21 protein-coding genes are annotated in these 21,380 nt (G+C 56.4%); 11 read left to right on the top strand and 10 right to left on the bottom strand.

Annotated elements, in window-relative coordinates; genetic code table 11:
* Positions 1-27: 27 nt before the first annotated feature.
* Entirely contained in the window at positions 28-1,299 is a 1,272-nt protein-coding gene (locus FY550_RS08425) for an MFS transporter (RefSeq protein WP_070977509.1), read from the top strand.
* A 2-nt stretch (positions 1,300-1,301) separates the two neighbouring features.
* On the opposite strand, the gene FY550_RS08420 is transcribed toward FY550_RS08425, so the two are convergent.
* From FY550_RS08420 to FY550_RS08395, 6 genes are all read right to left on the bottom strand, one after another.
* Complete coding sequence (locus FY550_RS08420) at positions 1,302-2,144, bottom strand: fructosamine kinase family protein (protein ID WP_070977508.1); 843 nt, start codon at positions 2,142-2,144, stop codon at positions 1,302-1,304.
* A gap of 43 nt (positions 2,145-2,187) precedes the next feature.
* Positions 2,188-4,008 carry a monovalent cation:proton antiporter-2 (CPA2) family protein gene (locus FY550_RS08415; RefSeq protein ID WP_070977507.1) on the bottom strand — a complete coding sequence of 607 codons (1,821 nt, stop codon included), beginning with the start codon at positions 4,006-4,008 and terminating at the stop codon, positions 2,188-2,190.
* Positions 4,009-4,086: 78 nt separating this feature from the next.
* Positions 4,087-4,905 (bottom strand): inositol monophosphatase family protein, encoded by an 819-nt coding sequence (locus FY550_RS08410; RefSeq protein ID WP_070977506.1) that lies wholly within the window; start codon positions 4,903-4,905, stop codon positions 4,087-4,089.
* A gap of 38 nt (positions 4,906-4,943) precedes the next feature.
* On the bottom strand, positions 4,944-5,483 hold the full coding sequence (locus tag FY550_RS08405; RefSeq protein WP_070977505.1) for a response regulator transcription factor: 540 nt from the start codon (positions 5,481-5,483) through the stop codon (positions 4,944-4,946).
* Positions 5,484-5,505: 22 nt separating this feature from the next.
* Positions 5,506-6,786 carry an ATP-binding protein gene (locus tag FY550_RS08400; protein ID WP_070977504.1) on the bottom strand — a complete coding sequence of 427 codons (1,281 nt, stop codon included), beginning with the start codon at positions 6,784-6,786 and terminating at the stop codon, positions 5,506-5,508.
* 185 nt (positions 6,787-6,971) lie between these two features.
* Positions 6,972-7,157, bottom strand: coding sequence for a hypothetical protein (locus tag FY550_RS08395; protein ID WP_070977503.1), 186 nt, complete (start codon positions 7,155-7,157; stop codon positions 6,972-6,974).
* Positions 7,158-7,397: 240 nt separating this feature from the next.
* Between FY550_RS08395 and FY550_RS08390 the strand changes: the two genes are divergently transcribed.
* The 3 genes from FY550_RS08390 to FY550_RS08380 all read left to right on the top strand — a co-directional run bounded on the left by FY550_RS08390 (position 7,398) and on the right by FY550_RS08380 (position 10,376).
* Positions 7,398-8,984 (top strand): peptide chain release factor 3, encoded by a 1,587-nt coding sequence (locus FY550_RS08390; protein ID WP_070977502.1) that lies wholly within the window; start codon positions 7,398-7,400, stop codon positions 8,982-8,984.
* 122 nt (positions 8,985-9,106) lie between these two features.
* A complete protein-coding gene (mscL, locus tag FY550_RS08385) occupies positions 9,107-9,601 on the top strand; it encodes a large conductance mechanosensitive channel protein MscL (RefSeq protein ID WP_070977501.1) in 495 nt (164 codons plus the stop codon).
* Positions 9,602-9,611: 10 nt separating this feature from the next.
* Positions 9,612-10,376, top strand: coding sequence for a TatD family hydrolase (locus tag FY550_RS08380; RefSeq protein WP_070977500.1), 765 nt, complete (start codon positions 9,612-9,614; stop codon positions 10,374-10,376).
* Position 10,377: 1 nt separating this feature from the next.
* Here FY550_RS08380 and ygfZ read toward each other — a convergent pair whose 3' ends face one another.
* Positions 10,378-11,427, bottom strand: a complete 1,050-nt coding sequence (ygfZ, locus tag FY550_RS08375; protein ID WP_084388007.1) for a CAF17-like 4Fe-4S cluster assembly/insertion protein YgfZ — start codon at positions 11,425-11,427, stop codon at positions 10,378-10,380.
* A 148-nt stretch (positions 11,428-11,575) separates the two neighbouring features.
* Here ygfZ and FY550_RS08370 point away from each other — a divergent pair, with 148 nt between their 5' ends.
* The 7 genes from FY550_RS08370 to yccX all read left to right on the top strand — a co-directional run bounded on the left by FY550_RS08370 (position 11,576) and on the right by yccX (position 18,050).
* A complete protein-coding gene (locus tag FY550_RS08370) occupies positions 11,576-11,776 on the top strand; it encodes a heavy-metal-associated domain-containing protein (protein WP_070977499.1) in 201 nt (66 codons plus the stop codon).
* A gap of 59 nt (positions 11,777-11,835) precedes the next feature.
* Positions 11,836-12,243, top strand: a complete 408-nt coding sequence (locus FY550_RS08365) for an OsmC family protein (RefSeq protein WP_070977498.1) — start codon at positions 11,836-11,838, stop codon at positions 12,241-12,243.
* 135 nt (positions 12,244-12,378) lie between these two features.
* Positions 12,379-14,409 (top strand): excinuclease ABC subunit UvrB, encoded by a 2,031-nt coding sequence (uvrB, locus tag FY550_RS08360; protein WP_149054472.1) that lies wholly within the window; start codon positions 12,379-12,381, stop codon positions 14,407-14,409.
* A gap of 36 nt (positions 14,410-14,445) precedes the next feature.
* On the top strand, positions 14,446-15,273 hold the full coding sequence (gene nei / locus FY550_RS08355; RefSeq protein ID WP_070977497.1) for an endonuclease VIII: 828 nt from the start codon (positions 14,446-14,448) through the stop codon (positions 15,271-15,273).
* Positions 15,274-15,370: 97 nt separating this feature from the next.
* Positions 15,371-16,792, top strand: a complete 1,422-nt coding sequence (cls, locus tag FY550_RS08350; protein ID WP_149054471.1) for a cardiolipin synthase — start codon at positions 15,371-15,373, stop codon at positions 16,790-16,792.
* 33 nt (positions 16,793-16,825) lie between these two features.
* Positions 16,826-17,743: a LysR family transcriptional regulator gene (locus FY550_RS08345; RefSeq protein WP_070977496.1), complete on the top strand. Its 918-nt coding sequence runs from the start codon at positions 16,826-16,828 to the stop codon at positions 17,741-17,743.
* Positions 17,733-18,050, top strand: a complete 318-nt coding sequence (gene yccX / locus FY550_RS08340; protein WP_233350182.1) for an acylphosphatase — start codon at positions 17,733-17,735, stop codon at positions 18,048-18,050. The genes FY550_RS08345 and yccX overlap by 11 nt, the downstream gene beginning before the upstream one ends.
* 31 nt (positions 18,051-18,081) lie before the next feature.
* Here yccX and FY550_RS08335 read toward each other — a convergent pair whose 3' ends face one another.
* From FY550_RS08335 to FY550_RS08325, 3 genes are all read right to left on the bottom strand, one after another.
* Positions 18,082-19,479 (bottom strand): alpha,alpha-trehalose-phosphate synthase (UDP-forming), encoded by a 1,398-nt coding sequence (locus tag FY550_RS08335; RefSeq protein ID WP_070977892.1) that lies wholly within the window; start codon positions 19,477-19,479, stop codon positions 18,082-18,084.
* Between the two features lie 73 nt (positions 19,480-19,552).
* Complete coding sequence (gene otsB, locus FY550_RS08330; RefSeq protein WP_070977494.1) at positions 19,553-20,314, bottom strand: trehalose-phosphatase; 762 nt, start codon at positions 20,312-20,314, stop codon at positions 19,553-19,555.
* A gap of 93 nt (positions 20,315-20,407) precedes the next feature.
* Positions 20,408-21,358 (bottom strand): nucleoside hydrolase, encoded by a 951-nt coding sequence (locus tag FY550_RS08325; RefSeq protein WP_070977493.1) that lies wholly within the window; start codon positions 21,356-21,358, stop codon positions 20,408-20,410.
* Between the last annotated feature and the right edge of the window lie 22 nt (positions 21,359-21,380).

The following is a 21,380-nucleotide window of genomic DNA, read 5'->3' as shown; positions in this document are numbered from 1 at the left end:
CCCACGATTACTCATGCGAGGTGCCACTTGCGCAGTCTGCCCAGGACACTGCCCATTCTCTTTTTGTGTGAAATCTTTTTCCTGCTGGGTCATGGGTTGATCATGACCTTGCTGGGGGTACGGATGTCACTTGAAGGATTCCCATCCCAGATGGCCGGGCTGCTGATGTCGAGTTTTTCACTGGGCTTTGTGCTGGGCAGCTATGCATTGGAGAAACGTATCCGATCGGTCGGGCATATCCGGGTTTTTGCAGCATGTGCTGCCGTACTTGCCATCACGGCGCTACTGCATGGTTTATGGATCAATCCCTGGGCATGGCTGGTCTGGCGTGTATTCGGAGGGGCGGCGACTGCCGGTATGCTGATGGTCATGGAATCCTGGGTCTCGGGGGAGTCCAGTAACGACAATAGAGGTCGGGTGCTGGGTTGGTACATGGTCATTTCGACTACTTCGCTGGCAGGCGGACAGTGGCTGCTCAATACGGCTGATCCTGCAACCATGATGCTTTTCACCGTTACCGGTATTCTTTTTACCCTGTCGTTGATTCCCCTGTCGATTCACCGGATTCACGGGCCTTCGCAAAGCAGTCATGACACCGCGCTCAAACTGCCTCTCAAAACCCTGTATCGACGCGCACCAGTCGGGCTGGTTGGCGCTTTTATCGCCGGCATGATGGTGCAGGCCTTCTTTGCCATGACCCCTTATTACGGTCAGGAAATCGGGCTTTCTACCAGCCAGACAGCCCGTTTCATGTCGATCACGACGCTGGTAGCTCTGGTGGCTCAATGGACGCTGGGCCGTATCTCGGATCGGTTTGATCGGCGCAAGGTTATCCTGTTCATGACCATCGTCATGACAACATCAGGTGCCGTGATCTCCGTGGTGGCTCGTTTTGATTACCTGATCCTGTTGATTGCAGCCTGTCTGCATACGGCCATGCTCCATACGCTCTATTCAATGAGTCTGGCGCATACCAATGATTGGCTGGAGCCGGAGGAGACCATTCAGGCCAACGGCAAGTTATTGATCTGGTACGGCATTGGCTCGATCATCGGGCCCTACAGTGCTTCCCTGTCGATGGAGTTTTTCGGCCCGGGGGGATTATGGCTCTTCCTGGGAGGCGCCTCACTGGTGCTGGCGCTGTTTGTGATGACGCGTCTGAGAGGGCGACGCAGCTGGCAACCGGAAATTGCACAGGAGCCGTGGGTGCCCACGGCTCCGGTAGAAAGTTCGCACTATGTCGATCTTGATCCCCGTTACGAGCCTCATCAGCTTGAGCTCGAGCTGGAGTCAGCCTGAGTTCAGGGTTGTAGCAGCTGATCGATGGCGCGCGTTACAGCGCTACGATAGCCGCCGCCAAACATCAGCAGATGATTGAGTAGTGGATAGAGCTGAAAGAGGGTCCGCCGCATTGGCCAGTTTTCAGGTGGAGCACCATCCCAGTAGGCTTCGAAGGTTTCCTGTGGTGGTTTGCCAAACAGTTCCAGTGCGGCGATATCGACATCCGGATAATGGCGATAGACGGCCGGATCTATGAGAGCTGCACCGCGATCACAAAAATGAACGTTGCCCAGCCACAGATCGCCATGTAACAGGCTGGCGGGGGCGTCAGGGAGCCAGTTCTCCAGCTCATGGGCCAGACGTTCAAGTCGATCGAAGCTGGTGCCGTCCAGCCCCCCCTGGTCGCGGCACGCGCGTCCCAGCGGCAGCAAACGACACTCTCGCTGGAATACCCGTCCATCGCGGTAACGCGTATTGATCTGGCGGGTATTGCCAGCAGCGTTATCAACCTGCCAGCCATGTTCATCGGCAGTATTGGCGTGCAATTGGCGTAACCCTTCGCCCAGCTGGGTGGCGCTTTGCGGCGTGCCACGTGTGGGTGTCAGATATTCCATGACCAGTACATCGTCGAAGACCCCCAGCAGCTCCGGAATGATCAGAGGGGTATTCGCGTCGCGCAGCGCCTGCAGGCCATCGGCTTCAGCCTGAATGGCATAGGCCGTCGCCTGCTTGACCACAACGGCGCCCTGATCGGTATCGACTCGCCAGAGATCGCCGATATCTCCGCCACTGAGAGGTTGCGGACGGCCGCTTGGGGTAAGCGCAAGCTGTTCGATGATGGCAATAGGGTCAGCCTGTGCCATGCCTGCTTCTCCTGCTGGTCCGATGAGCGATCACTCGAGTCGCTCAGGTGGATGAAGACTGCCTGTCATTGGCGGAATCGTCGGTATCAGTATCGTTATGGCGTTGTTCATGCCGTTCATGCTGAAACAGTGCCTGGAGTTCCGCCATGGCCGCCCGGTCACTGTGCAATAACGCCTGATTGTCATCCCGGTGCTGATAGGAGTGGTGGAACAGCTCGGTATCGAATTCGCGAAATGTCCTGACGGCCTCACCGGCTGTCGATCCGGGATAGCCCATGCCTCGCAGCAACTCATCACACATTTCAAGGCTGGCGGCAAAAGTCTCCCTGACCACATGTTCAACGCCCAGCTCCATTAATTGCCATGCGTGGTGTCGATTGCGAGCACGAGCGTAGACCTGCAGTTGGGGAAAGTGAGCGCGTGCCAGTCGGGCAATGGTCAGCGCAGCTTCACTGTCGTCCACGGCAATCACCAGCACTCGAGCCTCACTGGCGCCAGCTGCATGCAACAGCTCCAGGCGTGTGGCGTCAGCGTAGTAGATGCGTGATCCGAAGCGGCGAATGAATTCGACCTGAGCAATATTGGGATCAAGTGCGGTGAAGGCGATATTCTGGGTGCTGAGCATACGAGCCACGATTTGTCCGAAACGCCCCAGGCCGGCAATCAATACCGGAGGCGTATGGTCGCCGAAGTCGCTGTCCCAGGGGCGGGATTCCCGGAGTTGCGCCCCAAGGCGGCCACCCAGCTGGTAAAGCAGGGGAGTGACGGCCATGGAAAGTGTGACGGCAGCAACACAGAGACTGGCGATACGCTGATCGAAAACACCGGCACTGACAGCGGCTGCCAGCAGCACGAAGTCGAATTCGCCGCCCTGAGCAATAATGGTGGCCAGCTGTGGCAGGGCCTGTTTGGGGAGGCGGGCCAGTAAGCCGATCAGCGTCAGTACCAGGAACTTGGCCAACAGCAGCGCCAGGGTCAGGCCGATAATGGCAGGTAACTGATGCCCAACCAGTGATAAATCGACCGACATGCCAACGCCAATGAAGAACAGCCCCAGCAGGATGCCCTTGAACGGCTCGATATTGGCTTCCAGCTCGTGTCGCCAGGGGGTATCTGCCAATAGTACGCCCGCCAGGAAAGCGCCCAGCGCCATCGACAGCCCTGCCTGCTCCATGATCAGTGCGGTGCCCAACACCAGCAGAAGCGCGGCCGCGGTGAAAACCTCGCGCAGCTCACTGCGGGCAACCAGTTTGAGAACTCTGGGAAATACCACGCGGCCTACCAGGATGACCAGCATGACCATGCCGATACCGCGTCCTACCACCAGCCATGGGTTACCGGGTGAGGCATCGAAGCCACCAGCGAACACCGGTAGTAGTGCCAGCAGGGGGATAACGGCCAGATCCTGAAACAGGAGAATGGCGAAGGCCAATTGGCCATGTGGCGTTGCCAGGTGCTGATGCTCGGTCAGGACCTGTAGGGCGAAAGCGGTGGAAGACAGGGCCAGAATAAGGCCCAGCAATATGGCATCGCTGGTCTCGAGGCCCAGCAGCCAGCCCAGCGGGGTCAGCAACATGCCACATAGTGCCAGTTGCATTCCGCCAAATCCGAACAGGCGCTTGCGTAATGACCAGAGGCGTTTTGGCTCCAGCTCCAGACCGATGACGAACAGCAGCATAACCACGCCAATTTCGGCCAGATGCATTACGGCTTCCGGTTCGGCGATGACACCGAACAGAGAGGGCCCAAGCAGAACACCGACAAAGAGATAACCGAGGATCGAGCCCAATCCCATTCGTTGGAACAGGGGTACGGCGATGACCGCCGATCCCAGTAATATGGCGGCCTCCAGCAGAAAGGGCATGAGTGCTCTCCTCGACTTGGATCAACCGGAAGCCGCTGTGTCCGTCACTCCCGTGACAGACGCAGGAGGAGGGAACCGTTACTCCTCGACACGGCCATTATCGGCGCGTTCAATCAGTTGACGCAGTGGGTCATGTAGTGCCGGGGCTGCTGCTACCAGGTTCTCGCCGTAGAGTTCCAGTGGGATGCCATCGGGGCAGGGATAGACATTGCTGATTCGTGCTCCGGCTTCTGCGGCCACCAGTCGGCCAGCTGCAAAATCCCAGGGGGAGGAGCTTTCATAGTAGGCATCCAGTCGACCACACCCGACATGGCAGAGATCAAGAGCGGCGGCGCCATTGCGTCGTATGTCGCGACAGTTGAGCAGGACGGCATGCAGTCGCCGCACCAGTGGTGTTCGTGCATCACGATCATAGGGAAATCCGGTGGCTACCAGGGCTTCAGGCAGTTTCCGGGTATCACTGCACTGTATCGCGGTGCCGTTGAGCCAGGCGCCCTGGCCACGTATCGCAGTAAAGGTCTCGTTCATGAAGGGAGCATGGACGACGCCGATACGAATGTGACCGTCTTCGACCCAGGCAATCGAAACTGCAACATGGACATGGCCATGAGCAAAATTGACAGTACCATCGATGGGGTCGACCACCCATAGCGGCCCTTCATCCGTCAGGCTCTCCCTGCCGGGAGAAAGTTCTTCGGTCAGCCTGGGTTCGCCGGGAAAGAGTTGCTCCAGCTGGTCGCTGATATACTGATCAGTAGCAATATCGGCATCGGTGACCAGTTCATTGCCGTGTTTGTAATCGCGGCCAAAGCTGGCTTGCTCACGGGCCTTCTGAATGCGTTTGCCGGCTTCGCGAGCAATGGTGACGGCCTTTTCGAGTCGAGCCTCGAGATCCATGAAACTCTCCTGCAGCGATAATCGGGATACAATAATGCTCAGCGCTTGACCGGCCGTTTTTGCAGCTTGCGTTGCAGTGTACGTCGGTGCATGCCAAGACTGCGTGCCGTGGCGGAAATGTTGCCGTCGTGCTCGTGCAGTACTTTCTGGATATGTTCCCAGGTCAGCCGATTGACCGAAGGGGGATTGTCGGGAATTTCGGCATCAGGATTGCCTTCTTCAGCATCAAGAGCATGCAGTACATCCGGTGCGTCGACTGGCTTGCAGAGGTAATTGACGGCGCCGAGTTTGATGGCTTCAACAGCAGTGCTGATGCTTGAGTAACCGGTCAGGATGATGGCACGGCAACCCGGGCTGATGGCCAGCAGTTCCGGTAACAGCTTTAATCCGGAGCTTTCACTGAGCTTCAGGTCGATGGTGGCATATTCCGGTGGTGCTTCGCGGGCCAGCTGTAAAGCCTGCTCGGTCGTGTAGGCGACTCGAACATCGAATTCGCGTCGTGTCAGGGCACGCTCGAGCACGCGGCAGAAAAACTCGTCATCATCGACGATCAAAAAGGTGGATTGATGGGCTGTCATCCTTTGGCTCACCTTGGTGATATCAGGTTTCAAGGGGGCGACGCTCGGTCCGGGGCAGGCTGACTTCGGTCAATGTGCCGCCGTCTTCATGATTATAGAGCGTAACACTCCCACCGAACCGATTGACGGTAGCATGCGTCAGAAAGAGCCCGATGCCCATACCCTTGGATTTGCTTGAGATGAAGGTGTCTCCCAGCTGATCGGCGATTTCGATTGGTACGCCGGCACCATGGTCGCGGATATCAATGATGATGACATCCCGCGTACGCTGAAGGGTGATCTCGATGTTCTCGGGATTGGCATCGGCAGCGTTGTTGAAAAGGTTCATCACTGCCTGGTCAAGCGAGATATCCGTGAGTAGCCACCCTTCATTCTCTCCCGAGACAGTCATCTGATAACTGACATCGGGACGCATCACGAGCCATCTTTCGAGAACATCGCCAAGCCACTGTCTGGCCTCTTTCGGTTCGGGCGGATCGCTCTGTCGGCGCTCTGCGCTGGCGGCCAGTCTTCTGAGATGGCCCTTGCAGGTATCAACCTGTTGCCTCAGGAGGTCAATGTCTTCGCGCATATGGCTGCTTTCAGCTTCTTCCCGCATCTCGGACAGTAGTACCGCCATGGTGGAAAGTGGCGTGCCCAACTCATGCGCGGTACCAGCTGCCTGACTGGCAACCGCGAGGATCTGTTCGCTGCGCAGGGCCGATTCACGAGTTCGCGAGAGTGCCCGATCACGCTGACGTACCGATTGCGCCATCTTGTAGGCCAGCCAGGTAATCAGACCTGCGCAGAGCGCAAAATTGAGCCACATGCCGAGTACACGAAGACTGACGTTGGTGCCCGGTACAGGGCGACTCAGCTCCGGAATGGGTTCAAAGAACACCATCAGTAAAGTATAGGCTGCCATGGCGGCTGCAGCCGTAATCCAGGTATGGCGCCAGGGCAGAGTTGCCGCCGCGATGGAAACGGGTAGCAGGTAGTAGGTGATGGCCGGATTGGTTGCACCACCAGTGAAATGGAAAACAACCGTCAGTCCGGTAATGTCGACCAGAAGGTGTGCCAGGTATTCGATATCGGTTACGGCACGAGGCCGGCCCAGGCGCCACCAGGTTGCGATATTGAAAAGCCCCATGGCGACTATGATGCCAATGATCGGCAGCACATGAAGCTGAAAGCCCAGTACTTCGATACCGAAAATGACAGCACCGAGAAAACCCGTCCAGGTGATGCCCCGGGCAATGGTCAAGCGAATCAGGTTGCGGCTGGGAGGCGTCAGCGGCAGGGAGAGGGGTAGCGACTGTGGCATGGTTATCCGCTCGGCCGTTGTGATGCTGGCGATCTGCACGCCATGTTAGCGCACGTGGCGTGATGAATGGAGTCCGATACGCCAACGTATAAACCCTCGCCGAAAGAGCGAGGGTTTGGATGTCTGAAAAAATGTAAGTTTACTATCAAAAAGCGCCTGGGCTGCGCCTTTTCGGAAGGGGCGAATCAGTGCGCGATCAGATCGTTATGCTGCAGACGTCCGGTTTCCAAAGGCTGTGGCATCAGGGCCAGCGAGCACTTGAGCGTTTGGAGAGCATGAACACGATTCTGCTGATCCTGTTTCCGACGACGGCGCATGGCAGCATCCTCGCGTAGCATGACGTCGTGACCACCTCGCTGATTGATACTCATGGCAACCTCCCCGAAATATTTGACTGGCTGATTCCGGTCGTTTCCCGAATCTGCAATCACAGTATATCTACGACTAAAGGCTAAATGAAGTAATTTTACTACGTAATGACATTTTGCCGCACCCATTGACCACCTTATTCGCCTGTACCCCCGGCGACCGGTTATGATGTTCGACATTCAGCGCGTCATTTGCGCTCGACCCGCACGGCGTACGACGCCATATCCAGACTGACAGGCCGTATGACAGACAACGCCATTTCGCACGCTGCCGCCAGCCGGCGGACTTTCGCCATCATCAGTCACCCCGATGCCGGCAAGACGACCATTACCGAAAAGATGCTGCTGTTTGGCAATGCCATTCAGGTGGCCGGTGCCGTTAAAAGTAAACGTGATGATCGTCACACCACCTCCGACTGGATGAAGATGGAGCAGGAGCGCGGTATCTCCGTGACGACTTCCGTGATGCAGTTCCCTTACAAGGGGCGCATGGTCAATCTGCTTGATACCCCCGGGCACGAGGATTTCTCCGAAGATACCTATCGCACACTGACCGCGGTCGATTCGGCCCTGATGGTGGTTGACGGCTCGAAAGGGGTAGAGGATCGCACTATCAAGCTGATGGAAGTCTGCCGACTGCGTACCACACCGATACTGACTTTCATCAACAAGATGGATCGCGATACCCGGGATCCGATCGAGGTTATGGATGAGATCGAGACCGTGCTCAACATTGCCTGTGCGCCCATGACCTGGCCGATCGGCATGGGCCGCCACTTTCGTGGTGTCTACCATCTGCTGCATGACACGGTACACCTTTATCAGCAGGGGCAGGGTAATCGTATCCCGGAAGATGTGCGTATCGATGGCCTCAATAATCCCGAGGTCGATCAGGCCCTGGGCGAAAGCCAGGCCAGTGAACTGCGTGAAGAAGTCGAACTGGTTCGTGGCGCTTCCCATGAGTTTGATCTGGAAGCGTACCGGCGAGGTGAATTGACACCGGTCTATTTCGGTACCGCCATGGGTAACTTTGGTGTCCGCGAAATGCTGGATGGCTTTGTCGAGTATGCACCTGCGCCTGGCACTCGGGAGACCGATACGCGTCAGGTATCATCCGACGATGAACGCTTTACCGGTTTCGTCTTCAAGATTCAGGCCAATATGGATCCACGCCATCGCGACCGGATTGCCTTTCTACGGGTCTGCTCGGGGCGTTACGAGCGCAACATGCGCATGCGCCATGTACGGATCGGCAAGGACGTCAAGGTAGCGGATGCCCTGACCTTCATGGCGGCCGATCGCTCTCATGTCGAGGAGGCGTGGCCGGGCGATATCATTGGTCTGCATAACCACGGCACGATTCAGATTGGCGACACTTTTACCAGTGGCGAAAGCATGCGCTTTACCGGGATCCCCCACTTCGCGCCTGAACTGTTTCGACGGGTAAGATTGAAAGACCCACTCAAGACCAAGCAGTTGCAAAAGGGTCTCCAGCAGCTCTCCGAAGAAGGGGCTACCCAGGTGTTCATGCCACTGAATAACAACGATCTGATCGTGGGAGCGGTGGGGATGCTGCAGTTCGATGTAGTTGCCCATCGTCTGCGTGATGAGTACAAGGTTGATTGTATCTATGAGCCCGTCAATGTGCAGAACGCTCGTTGGATTCATGGTGATGAACGCAAGATCGATGAGTTTCGCAATCGTGTCAGCGAGAATCTGGCGCTCGATGGCGGTGGCTATCTGACCTATCTGGCGCCGACACGGGTCAATTTGCAGCTGACCGAGGAACGTTGGCCGGATCTGAGCTTCAGCGCCACCCGGGAACACTGAGATGATTTTTCTGCTTGTCTGGATTTGCTGACTTTGTTGAATGGCCAGGTCAGGATGAACCCGGGTACGGGACGTTGTTGCTCGGGTCACCATGCTGTTTTCAACCTCGGGAGGTTGCCTTGATGGGCCGGTCAGGTTTTCTGAAGGAGTTTCGCGATTTCGCGGTACGCGGCAATGTCGTCGATATGGCGGTGGGTATCGTGGTGGGGACTGCTTTTACTGCCATTGTCAGCAGTCTGGTCAAGGATATCTTTTCTCCTCTGATCGGTTTGATCACTGGTGGGATGAACTTTGCCAATCTATTTCTGGTGGTGCGTGAAGGGGCGACGGCAGGGCCTTACACTACTCTGGCTGATGCGCAGGCTGCGGGTGCGGTAACCGTCAACTATGGCCTGTTTATCAACGCTGCCATCACTTTCGTGATTGTTGCCTTTGTTGCGTTTTTATTGGTGCGTAGCATCAATCGCCTGAAAAATCTGCATCATGCAGAAGCTCAGGCACCGGAGGCGCCTACCACCAAAAGCTGCCCCTATTGTGTCAGCAAGATTCCGGTGGCTGCCACACGCTGCCCTGCCTGCACCTCTCAATTGGAAGAGTCGGCTGAGCCGGCTTCGTAACAATCCTCTCATGAGCCGTTTCACGGATGCGCATTGCCACTTGGATTTCGAGGATTTCGAGTCCGACCGGGAGGCTGTGCTTGAGCGCGCTCGGGCCGAAGATATTCAGCGCTTCATTGTGCCGGGGACCCGTCGGTCACGCTTTGAAGCGGTGATGGCATTGAATCGCTTTACCGGTGTAGCCACCTGTCTCGGTCTTCATCCCTTTTTTCTGGATGAGCATGAGGATGAAGGGGATCTTGTGGCGTTGGAACATGCTCTGATGAATCAGCCGGTCGTGGGACTGGGTGAGTGCGGGGTGGATGCCCGACTTGATGATCTGCCACGGCAGTGGCGGTTGTTTGACGCTCAGTTGAAACTGGCCAGACACATGCAGCTACCGGTAGTGGTACATTGCGTGCATCTCAATGATGAAGTAGGCAAGCGTCTGAAACAGCTGGCCCTGCCGGCACGAGGGTTGATTCATGCCTTCAGCGGCAGTCAGCAGCAGGCGCGGCGTTTCATTGAGCTCGGTTACCTGCTGGGCATTGGCGGCGCCGTTACCCATGATCGGGCGCAGAAGCTCAAGCGGATCGTGGCCGAACTGCCAGAAGAAACCTTCGTGCTGGAAACCGATGCACCGGATATGGCACCACAGGGCGTGAAGGGGCGCAACGAACCGGCATGCATGAAAAGCGTCATCAATGAGGTCAGCCGGTTGCGTGGCGTTGATCGAGAGGCGCTGGCGGCAACCACCAGCGCCAATGCGGCTCGACTTTTTGGACTGACAGACTGATTCAGCTGGCCAGTGATTCCGGATCGCGACGTTCGACGATATAGGGCAGCGGCTGAAGAGTAACAGGCTGTCCATCAACGGTCATCGAAGGCATCTCTTCGCGTACGTTGAGCACTGCCAGCAGCTCACTGCCCTCGTTGGAAGGCGCAAGACTGACGACTTCACCCATGCGTTTGTCATTATCGTCCCGGACTATAGCGCCAATCTCCGGATGGCTATTGCCGTTGATCGTCAGACGCATCAGGCGCTTTTTAACCTGCCCGCGAAAGTGCGCACGTGCCACGACTTCCTGGCCGGTATAGCAGCCCTTTTTGAAACTGATACCGGCCAGTGCTTCCCAGTTGATCATCTGTGGCAGCCAGTTTTCGCGTGTGCTCTCGTCGACCCATACCAGTCCCGCCTGAATATCGAGCAGTTGCCAGAAGCGTTCGGAGGTCGGGGTGGCACCCTGCGTGTTCAGTGTCTGCCAGTGTTCGATCATTGGCTCAGCGGTATCAATCAGCACAAACCGGGGTTGTGGATGGGGATGACGCAGGACAACGGTAGTATCGGTTCGGGCCATGAACCATTCGTCCCGGGGCGTTTTGATACTGCAGTCGGAAAGCGTCGATTCTGCCGCCTCGCCGCTGACGCCCATGGTGACCAAATCGTTGCGGTGATTCAGATCGGTCTTGTAGAACACGGCGAATTTGGCCAGATGAAGACGTAATGCCTCTGCGACGCTGCTGTTCAGTAGCAGCCAGTAGCGATCTGTTTCGATTCTGACAATCTGGGCGTTGGCAATCATTCGTCCCTTGGGCGTACAGAACGCTGTAGGCGGTGCAATATCGCCATTGGCAAGATCTACCTGTGCGCTGGTTTGCCCCTGTAGGAATCGCGCGGTATCGGGGCCGGCAATTTCAATCACACTCAGGTGTGACAGGGGCGTGAGCCGACAGCGGTTTTCTGTAGAAGCTTTGAATTGCCAGCGCTGGCTGTCATCGATCTGCCCACCGACTTCACGCAGATGGGATTGCCAGCTTTCGGGAAGAGTGGGAGAGAGTGCGCTCATGAGTGTCTCCAGTGTTCGACTCTCCTTGTGGAAGGCGTCGAGTGCGTGGCCAGTGCCGTTTTGCTAACCTGGTATGATTTGGGCTATGGCAGGCCTTTGCAACCGTCTGCCAGACTCATGGCATATCATAAGCGTTGAGGAAAAACTGATGGCAGGCTCACGATCTCTGACCCTTGAAGGCTTGACCAGTGTAGAGGATGTCAATCGGGTGACGACTGCCCTGATGGGAGTGGATGGGGTCGATAGCGTCGAAGTTGCCCGGGAATGGGCGGAGATAGATGGATCGGCGCGAATGGACAAGCTGATCGCTGCAGTGGAAAAGGCCGGATTCCGGGTGCGCCGCAATTGATCGGCAGGCTCGGTGCATGACCGGGGTACAGATAAGGGGTGGTCCAATGGGAGAGCGGCATGAGCATTCTGATTGAAACAGAACGTGAGGGCGCGCTGCGACAGCGCATTACGCTGGATGACATCAATGACCTTTATGCGGATGTTTCCGCCAACGCTGGCGGAGAAGGCGGCGTTCCGGATCCTCATGACTACTTTGATATGTCTCTGGGCAGCTGCAAGGCACTCACCGTCATGATGTATGCCCGGCGCAAGGAAATGCCGTTGAATGGCGTCAGTGTTCGTGTAACGCGCGACGCCTCACGTGAACGGGAAGGGCATTATCGGCTGGATGTTTCGATTGCACTGATTGGTGAGCTTAGCGCCCAGGCGCGTGAGCGACTGCATGAAATTGCCGACCAGTGCCCCATTCACAAGCTCATGACCGGGGCCAGCATCGAAATCAACACCGAAACACACCTGAGCTGATATTCGGCAGGCAGATTGCAGCTCGTCAGGGCTTGCAATTGACGCCTGCGCCCGCATTCAGTCCACATTGATACCCGTTACGGTAGGTCCATCGTTGATGGGCAGCCAACCGGACGGCGATAGCGGAGGGCTTGCATGGCCAGAGAGTTTCGCATTGCTTCGGATTACAAGCCGGCTGGCGACCAACCTGCCGCGATTGATGGGCTGGTGCGTGGGGTGGAGTCCGGTCTGGCCCATCAGACCCTGTTGGGGGTGACCGGCTCGGGGAAGACATTCACCATGGCCAATGTGGTGGAACAGCTGCAGCGACCCACCATTGTAATGGCGCCCAATAAAACCCTGGCAGCCCAGCTCTATGGTGAGTTCAAGGCGTTCTTTCCGGAAAACGCCGTCGAGTATTTTGTCTCCTACTACGATTACTACCAGCCTGAGGCTTATGTGCCTTCCTCGGATACTTTCATCGAGAAGGATGCCTCGATCAACGATCATATCGAGCAGATGCGTCTGTCGGCGACCAAGGCACTGCTGGAGCGACGTGATGCGCTGATCGTGGTATCGGTGTCGGCCATCTATGGACTGGGTGATCCCGATCAGTATCTGAAGATGCGGTTGCACTTCAATCGTGGCGAACTGATCGATCAGCGAGCCTTCCTGCGTCGGCTGGCGGAGCTGCAGTATACCCGCAACGATACCGACTTCCGGCGGGGTACCTACCGTGTGCGCGGTGACGTGATTGATATCTTTCCGGCCGATGCCGAAGAGGAGGCAGTGCGGGTCGAACTGTTCGATGAGGAGATCGAATCGATCAGCCTGTTCGATCCATTGACCGGTGAGATCCGCGGCAAGGTACCGCGTATGACCATCTACCCCAAGACGCACTATGTCACGCCACGCGATACCATTCTCGAGGCTGTAGAGTCGATCAAGGGCGAGTTGACCGAACGGCTCGAGTGGCTGCGTCACCATGAAAGGCTGGTTGAAGCTCAGCGTCTTGAGCAGCGTACGCTCTATGATATCGAGATGATGCTGGAGCTGGGATACTGCAACGGTATCGAGAATTATTCGCGGTATCTCTCGGGTCGTGCCCCCGGTCAGGCACCCCCGACCTTCTTCGATTATCTGCCTGACGATGCACTGGTCTTTATTGACGAATCGCATGTCAGCGTTCCGCAGGTTGGGGGCATGTACAAGGGAGACCGGTCGCGCAAGGAGACCCTGGTTGAATACGGGTTCCGTTTGCCATCAGCACTGGATAACCGTCCAATGAAGTTTGAAGAGTGGGAGCTGATCCTGCCTCAGACGATTTTTGTCTCCGCTACACCCGGACCTTATGAGGAGAAGCATGCCGGCCAGGTGGTCGAACAGGTGGTGCGCCCCACCGGCTTGCTGGACCCCGAAGTCGAGGTTCGACCAGCGACCACTCAGGTGGATGACCTGCTTTCGGAAGTGCAAAAGCGCGTTAGCGTGGGTGAGCGTGTGCTGGTCACCACGTTAACCAAACGCATGGCCGAGGATCTGACCGAGTATCTCGATGAGCATGATATTCGGGTCCGTTACCTGCACTCCGATATCGATACCGTGGAGCGTGTCGAAATTATTCGCGATCTGCGTCTGGGCAAGTTTGATGTGCTGGTGGGCATTAACCTGCTGCGTGAGGGGCTGGATATTCCCGAAGTCTCGCTGGTCGCGATTCTGGATGCTGACAAGGAAGGTTTCCTGCGCGCTGAACGTTCACTGATCCAGACCATCGGGCGTGCGGCGCGTAATGCCAATGGCAAGGCCATGCTCTACGCCGATCGCATTACCGATTCCATGCGCCGTGCCATGGACGAGACCGAGCGCCGTCGTGCCAAACAGATTGCCTTTAATGAGGAGCATGGCATTACGCCGCGGACCATTACCAAGAACGTGGCAGATATCATGGAAGCCTCCAAGGCCCCCGGTACCCGTCGTGGCAAGCGCAAGAGTGAGCGTCAGACCGCTGAGCAGGGGACGCGCTATGACGCTGAGCAGCTGCGCAATATGACACTTGATGATGTCAATCGCGAGATCAGGCGCCTCGAAGATGAAATGCACGAAGCGGCGAAGAATCTGGAGTTCGAAACGGCAGCACAACTGCGTGACGAAATGCAGACGCTTAATGCTCGCCTGATCGAGCTCAAGTAATCTTGCTAGGGTCGTTGAAACGGAGATGGAGCGGTCATGCCCGAAGGACCTGAAATCCGGCGCACGGCTGACCGGCTGGGTCGGGTACTAAAGGGTCGGCAAATCGACTCTGTATGGCTGGCTTTTGAGTCTCTGCGCCCGTTCGAACAAAGTCTGATCGGTCGAACAGTGGTATCGGTGGATAGCTGGGGCAAGGCGCTGCTGATCCGTTTTGATGATGAGAGCGTGCTGTATTCTCACAATCAGCTTTATGGGGTATGGCGCATCATGCGACGTGAGCGTCATCCGACAACCCGACGCTCACCACGAGTACGGCTGACCACGTCATCTCACTCTGCATGGCTGTTCAGTGCATCGGATGTCTCCCTCTGGTCGGTTGGAACGCTGGATCAGCATCCGTTCCTTTCGCGTCTGGGACCGGACCCCCTGACACATACCGTGACCGAGCAAGACGTGGTGGATCGTCTGGAAGCCCTCCACTTTGCTCGTCGCAGGCTGGGCTCTCTGTTGCTGGATCAGGGCTTCCTCGCCGGAGTTGGTAACTATCTGCGCTCGGAAATACTGTTTTTTTCAGCCCTGGCTCCCGAGTGGCGCCCCTGTGACCTGTCAGTTGAGCAGCGTCAGGGGCTCGCGGCATGGACGCTGACGCTCATCCAGCGTGCCTATCGGCTGGCGGGTGTGACCAACGATGCGCAATGGCGTCAGCCCCTGATTGATCAAGGCTGGCCGCGTTGTCGATGGCGCCATGCTGTCTTCAATCGCGAGCAGGCGCCCTGTTTCGCCTGTGGGACACCCATTGTTCGACAGAGTGTTGCATCGCGGCGCCTGTACCGATGCCCGAGTTGCCAGCCTGTACCGACCTGAAGAGCCAGAGAAGCAGTCGATGCCAGTCCGGCTGTTAGGGTATGCTGCGCGCATTCGTGACAGGATTTCCAATGGCCATGGCAGAGGCGGGTAAGCAGTGACAGCATTATTGGGTGGTATCTTCATTGTCCTGCTGCATCTGCTTGGTGCGTTGTCCGGCCTGATGGCGCTGATGTCCAGTCGAACTTCTCAGGGGGCTGTCGCCTGGATCATTTCACTGGTCACCTTTCCCTATCTTGCGATCCCTGCTTTCTGGATATTCGGGCGACCCCGTTTCTATGGATATGTCTCGGCGCGAGAGGAGCGTGATACCACACTGCGCCGGGCCTTGATCCCCTATCGCCGGCGCGTGGACCCATGGGCTACGGTGCCCCAGGAAGCCGCCGCCAGGGTGCGTGCAGTCGAACGTCTGGCCATGATGCCCATGACTCGTGGGAATCAGGCACAATTGTTGATCGATGGGCAGGCAACGTTCGAAAGTATCTTTGCGGGTCTGGAAAATGCACGTGAGTATGTGCTGGTGCAGTTTTTCATCGTCCGCGATGATCGCCTGGGTGGGGAATTCAAGCGTCACATGATCCGGTGCGCCGAAAGAGGCGTAAGGGTTTGCTTTCTTTTCGACGAAATCGGTAGTCGCAAACTGCCTGATCCTTACCTGGATGAACTGCGTGAAGCCGGTGTTGAAGTCCATCACTTTGGTTCTTCACGAGGCTGGCGACATCGTTTTCAGGTCAATTTCCGCAATCATCGCAAGATAGTAGTCGTGGATGGCCGCGAGGGCTGGATCGGTGGCTTGAATGTGGCGGATGAATACCGCGAAGGTAGTGAGCGTTATGGTGAATGGCGTGATACGCATTTGAAATTGCTGGGGCCCAGTGTGTTGGGTCTCCAGGAAGCCTTCTGGGAAGATTGGCACTGGGCAACAGGGGATATTCTGAATCTGCGATGGCAACCGGATTCACTTGAGGCCGATCAACATGCGGTCATAGTGCCTTCCGGCCCGGCCGATCGGCAGGAGACGGCCAGTCTGCTGATGCAGCATGTTATTCATGGCGCACAAAAGCGTATCTGGATTACCAGCCCCTATTTTGTACCCGATCAGGGGGTGCAGGATGCGCTCAAACTGGCGGCATTGCGTGGTGTCGATGTCAAGGTCATCATTCCCGAACGCCCTGATCATCTACTGGTATTTCTTTCGGCATTCTCCTTTCTGGGCGACATGATTCGTGCCGGTGTGCAGATTTATCGTTACCAGCCCGGTTTCCTGCATCAGAAGGTCTTTCTGGTCGATGCTCATACAGCGGCGGTAGGCACCGTTAATCTCGATAATCGCTCGTTCCGCCTCAATTTCGAGGTGACCGCTTACCTGGCGGATCAATTGTTTGCGAGTGAAGTCGAAGCCATGCTGCTGGCGGATCTTGAACGTTGCAGACTGGTGGCGCTTGAAGAGATCACAGGACGTCCGTTATGGCACAAGCTGGCTGCTCGTGCGGCTTATCTTGCGGCACCGGTCCAGTAACAGGCACCCGCGCCGGAGCAAAGAGGAACCGTCTTGAATCTGGAAACCAAATGGCTGGAGGACTTCGTGGCGCTCAATGGCACACGCAGTTTTTCCGCCGCGGCGCGTCAGCGTCATGTGACGCAACCTGCCTTCAGTCGGCGCATTCGAGCACTGGAAGAGGCAGTAGGGGCGACATTGGTTGATCGTTCGACCACGCCCGTGAGCCTGACTCCGGAAGGTCAGCTGTTTCTGGTCACCGCGCGTCATCTTGTGGAACAGCTCAACGAATGTCTGGGGCATCTACGAGGGCTTGGAATGGCCAACGAAGCGCTCGACATTGCCGCGGCACACTCTTTGGCACTGGCGTTTTTTCCAAGATGGATATCACGTTTGCAGAAAGGCGTTGGGGAGTTGCCTACACGTCTGCTGGCAATGAATGTCGGGGATGCCATTCATTTACTGCGTGAAGGCAATTGTGATCTGATGCTGGCCTATCATGATCCCTATGCCACCATGCAGCTCGACAGTGATGTTTTTCCTTCCTTTTCCATAGGCCAGATCAGCCTGTTGCCGGTGAGCGTACCCGGGCGGGATGGCAGCCCGAAGTACAATCTCGCACATGAAGGCGATATCCCCTTGCTGGCCTACACTCAGGGAGCGCTTCTGGGACGTAGCGTGCGCATGCTGTTACGACATGACCCGCTGCGTATGAGACTGCGAACGGTGTATGAAACCGCCATGGCGGAAGGTCTCAAGGGCATGGCCCTGCAGGGTGTTGGTGTGGCTTGGATTCCGGATTTCTGCATTCGTCAGGAATTAAAGGAGGGACATCTTGTGCGAGCAGGTGAGTCGCGCTGGGATATTCCTCTGGAAATACGTCTTTACCGCTGCGCTCTGGTACATAAGCCCGGGGTCGAGCGGTTATGGCGTCAGTTGCAGAAACTGCCACGGGATTTTCTTGAAGGATGAAATTCAGCTTGCTTCACAAAAGGAGGCAGATATGACTCAACGCACGGTTGAAGTGCGGGTAGAAGGCCGAGTACAGGGCGTCGGCTTTCGGCAGTCTACTGCATATCAGACAAGACAGTTCGGGTTAACAGGTTATGCCGAAAATCAGGCGGATGATAGCGTCAAGATCGTATTGCAGGGGGAGTCAGAGGCCGTGGATGAAGTTCTGCAATGGCTTGAAACGGGTCCTCCCAGCGCAACAGTGACGCAGGTGAAGACCCGTGAGCTGTCAGATGAACAGCAATGGAATGGATTTCTGACCCGCTGATCGTAGCAGGAACCAAATCAGTGTCTTGCTACTACTGATCTTCTCGGCGCTGCTCGGCATTCTGATTCATCGCAGCGAGGAAATTTTCGCTCCATTGGTGGATATCGTTATTCTGCAGTACCGTCATCATGCTTTGCCAACGGGCACGACGCTCTTCCAGTGGCATGGAAAGGGCGCGCTCCATGACTTCAGCGACCCCGTCGATATCGAAAGGATTGCAAAGCAGGGCACCATCCGCGAGTTCACGTGAAGCTCCGGCAAGGTGTGAAAGCACCAGCACCCCGGGATCTTCAGGATCCTGCGCGGCAATGAATTCCTTGGCCACCAGGTTCATGCCATCGCGAAGCGGGGTAATCAGAGCCACCCGGCTTTGACGTAGAAAGCCCATGATGGAAGCACGATCATATCCACGATTGAGATAGCGCAGCGGCATCCAGTCATATTCCGCGAAGCGACCATTAACGTGCCCGGTAACCCGCTCCAGGGTGGTACGTAGAGCCGCATACTCTTCGACATCGGTACGCGATGAAGGAGAGATCTGGATATAGATGACATTGCCTCGCCGTTCCTCGAATCGTTCGAGGAGACGTTCATAAGCCTGAAAGCGCTTGTAGAGTCCCTTGCTGTAATCCAGTCGATCGGTACCGATCATCAGCGGGCGATTATTCAACGAGCGCTTGAGACGCTGACCGGTAGGTGAATTCTCACCTTGTTCAGCCATCTCGCGGGCGGTATCAATATCAATCGATATCGGGTAGACATCCGCTTGAGAGCGACGCCCATCAAAGACGATGGTGCCATCTTCCTCGATTTCGGCACCGATACCGCGTTTCATGCAGTCGCGGAAATTGTAAAGGTCAAGATCGGTCTGAAAGCCGATGGTGTCGTAGGCACTCAGATAGTGCAGCAGATTTTCGTATTCGGGCAGAATTCTCAGCAGGTCCCAGGGCGGGAAAGGGGTATGCAGGAAAAAACCGAGCGGTGCTTCGACGCCCGACTGGCGCAACAGATGCCCCACTGCGATGAGCTGATAATCGTGAACCCAGATACGGCTGCTTTCGTCCATCACACTGCGGATATTATCCGCGAAGAGCTGATTGACCTCGAGATAACCACGTTCCTTTTCACGGTTATACTCGATCATATCCGGACGATAGTGAAAAAGCGGCCAGAGTACCTCATTGGAATACCCGATGTAGAACAGTCGATGTTGCTCGACAGACATCGGAAAGGTTGCAAAGCGAACGCCATCGAAGTCGTAATGGTCGATGTCGCGCGATGGCGCCTCTTCGGTATTGCCATTCCAGCCCAGCCAAAGCCCATCCGTGCGGCTCAAGGCGTTCATGACGCCTACAGCCAGACCACCCTGACTGCCACTGCCCTGGTCGGGTGAGGGCACGCGATTGGAAGCCACGATCAATGAGTTCAAGTTTCCTCCCTCGTCCATGATGGAATCGATCATCACTGTCTGTGATAACGCATGGCGATACTGTACCAGTACGTTAATAGTGTCTCAGACTGGCCAGGCACTCCTCCAGCCATTGGCGGACCTGTTCAGTGCCGGCCAGTCGATAATCAGCTCGGGTCTCACCTTCGCCTACCTTGATGCCGAAACCGCCAAGTGCCTGTGCACTGGCGAACCCATTTTCATCAGTGGCATCGTCGCCCATGAATATCGGTTGACGACCGCTGAACGGAGTGGTGTGCATGAACGCTTCAACACTCAGCCCCTTGTGGCAGCGTGACGATTTGATTTCGACCACACATTTGCCCTGATGGAGTTCGAAGTCGCTGCCCAGTTCATCAACCATGGATTGGCTGTGACGTACGACAGTATCAGCAAGTTCGGGAGCGCCGCGATAATGTACCGCAAGACTGGCTCCCTTATCCTCTACCATCAGGCCATGATGAGCATCGGCGAATTCGTGCAACCGTTTTCTGACGCTCTCCAGAGGGCCGCTATCCATGGCATTCTGGTAACGTCCGAGAGCATCACGCCTCTCTGCGCCATGCTGACCGGCACAGGCAAGTTTCAGCGGCGCCAGGTGGCGATCGAGGTCGCTGATACTGCGACCGCTGACGATGGCAAGGGCGCCATCCAGGCTATCCGATAGCTGGAGCAGCAGATCGCGCAGGGGCTGATCAACCGAAACATTATCCGGGTGATCCACCAGCGCCGTAAGAGTGCCGTCAAAATCGAGAAATAGCGCCCATTCATGTTGCGAAGGCGGAAGAGGCGGGCGCGCATGGGTAGCATCGGTCATGAAGAATTCTTTCCTGTCATCGCAAGGCATCGGTTCTGATAGTATGGTCCCGTTTTACGACCATGTCGGCCGGAATCGCCGGCCGTTACGGGATCATTGGCGAGTCAGCAGTGATTCCATCCAGGCGACAACGGATTCACCATCGACCTGAAGGCAAACCTCTGCCTGACTTTCATTCTGCCAACGCTGGTCTACATACTGACGCTCCTTCCTGGCCAATAGCGTCTGACCTTCTGCTATTCCTTCTGTCACCACATGCAGATGGCCCGAGACGCTCTCGAACAGCTCGGGCTGTTTGAGCCATGCCAGCGCACAACTGTCATGCGGGCAGCACCCCTCAATACCACGGGCCTGGCCGTAAAACTGTCGATAGAAAGCATAGCTGGCGGCCAATACCTCACCAAGTCTGCCCTGGGCACGGCAAATGCGTTCCATGCGATCCGGAGCAAGTACTGTCCTGTGGGTGACATCCAGACCTACCATGGTGAGCGGCCAGGGCGCTTTCAGCACTCGCGAGGCAGCGTGAGGATCGGAAAAGATGTTGGCTTCTGCCACCGGTGTGACATTGCCACCTTCGTGGATGCTGCCCCCCATGACAATGACCCGGGCGACCCGTTCGGGTAGATCTGGATCGAGCTGCAGGGCATTGGCGAGATTACCCAGCGGTCCTACACAGACCAGTGTAATTTCGCCAGGTCTTTCCTGGGTTTTATTAATGATGAAACGGGCAGCATCTTCATCCAGAGGAGACCGCCGAGGTTCGGCCAATGTTTGATTACCAAGGCCATCCTTGCCGTGTATGTGCGCAGGAACAGGATGTGGCTGCTTGACCAGAGGGGCAGCCGCCCCCTGTGCTACAGGGATATCATCTCGTCCAGCCAGTTCGGTGAGCAGCAGAGCATTGCGAGTCGCCACCTCAACCGGAACATTACCGAAGGTCGTGGTTAAACCCACGATTTCGATATCCGGATCGGCCATTAATAGAGCGATGGCCTGAGCGTCATCAACGCCGGGGTCAGTATCAAAAATAATGGAATAGGACATGACTGATGTATAAGGACCCTGA

Source organism: Kushneria phosphatilytica (assembly GCF_008247605.1).
Lineage (GTDB): Bacteria > Pseudomonadota > Gammaproteobacteria > Pseudomonadales > Halomonadaceae > Kushneria > Kushneria phosphatilytica.
Note: the sequence above shows the minus strand (reverse complement) of the source record. Positions and strands in the feature narration are given on the sequence as shown.

What these genes read in the sequence shown, in the direction of transcription:
- FY550_RS08420 (WP_070977508.1), bottom strand. Translation starts at nt 2,144, where the DNA reads ATGGCACAGGCTGACCCTATTGCCATCATCGAACAGCTTGCGCTTACC.
- FY550_RS08415 (WP_070977507.1), bottom strand. Translation starts at nt 4,008, where the DNA reads ATGCCCTTTCTGCTGGAGGCCGCCATATTACTGGGATCGGCGGTCATC.
- FY550_RS08410 (WP_070977506.1), bottom strand. Translation starts at nt 4,905, where the DNA reads ATGGATCTCGAGGCTCGACTCGAAAAGGCCGTCACCATTGCTCGCGAA.
- FY550_RS08405 (WP_070977505.1), bottom strand. Translation starts at nt 5,483, where the DNA reads ATGACAGCCCATCAATCCACCTTTTTGATCGTCGATGATGACGAGTTT.
- FY550_RS08400 (WP_070977504.1), bottom strand. Translation starts at nt 6,786, where the DNA reads ATGCCACAGTCGCTACCCCTCTCCCTGCCGCTGACGCCTCCCAGCCGC.
- FY550_RS08395 (WP_070977503.1), bottom strand. Translation starts at nt 7,157, where the DNA reads ATGAGTATCAATCAGCGAGGTGGTCACGACGTCATGCTACGCGAGGAT.
- FY550_RS08390 (WP_070977502.1), top strand. Translation starts at nt 7,398, where the DNA reads ATGACAGACAACGCCATTTCGCACGCTGCCGCCAGCCGGCGGACTTTC.
- mscL (WP_070977501.1), top strand. Translation starts at nt 9,107, where the DNA reads ATGGGCCGGTCAGGTTTTCTGAAGGAGTTTCGCGATTTCGCGGTACGC.
- FY550_RS08380 (WP_070977500.1), top strand. Translation starts at nt 9,612, where the DNA reads ATGAGCCGTTTCACGGATGCGCATTGCCACTTGGATTTCGAGGATTTC.
- ygfZ (WP_084388007.1), bottom strand. Translation starts at nt 11,427, where the DNA reads ATGAGCGCACTCTCTCCCACTCTTCCCGAAAGCTGGCAATCCCATCTG.
- FY550_RS08370 (WP_070977499.1), top strand. Translation starts at nt 11,576, where the DNA reads ATGGCAGGCTCACGATCTCTGACCCTTGAAGGCTTGACCAGTGTAGAG.
- FY550_RS08365 (WP_070977498.1), top strand. Translation starts at nt 11,836, where the DNA reads ATGAGCATTCTGATTGAAACAGAACGTGAGGGCGCGCTGCGACAGCGC.
- uvrB (WP_149054472.1), top strand. Translation starts at nt 12,379, where the DNA reads ATGGCCAGAGAGTTTCGCATTGCTTCGGATTACAAGCCGGCTGGCGAC.
- nei (WP_070977497.1), top strand. Translation starts at nt 14,446, where the DNA reads ATGCCCGAAGGACCTGAAATCCGGCGCACGGCTGACCGGCTGGGTCGG.
- otsB (WP_070977494.1), bottom strand. Translation starts at nt 20,314, where the DNA reads ATGACCGATGCTACCCATGCGCGCCCGCCTCTTCCGCCTTCGCAACAT.
- FY550_RS08325 (WP_070977493.1), bottom strand. Translation starts at nt 21,358, where the DNA reads ATGTCCTATTCCATTATTTTTGATACTGACCCCGGCGTTGATGACGCT.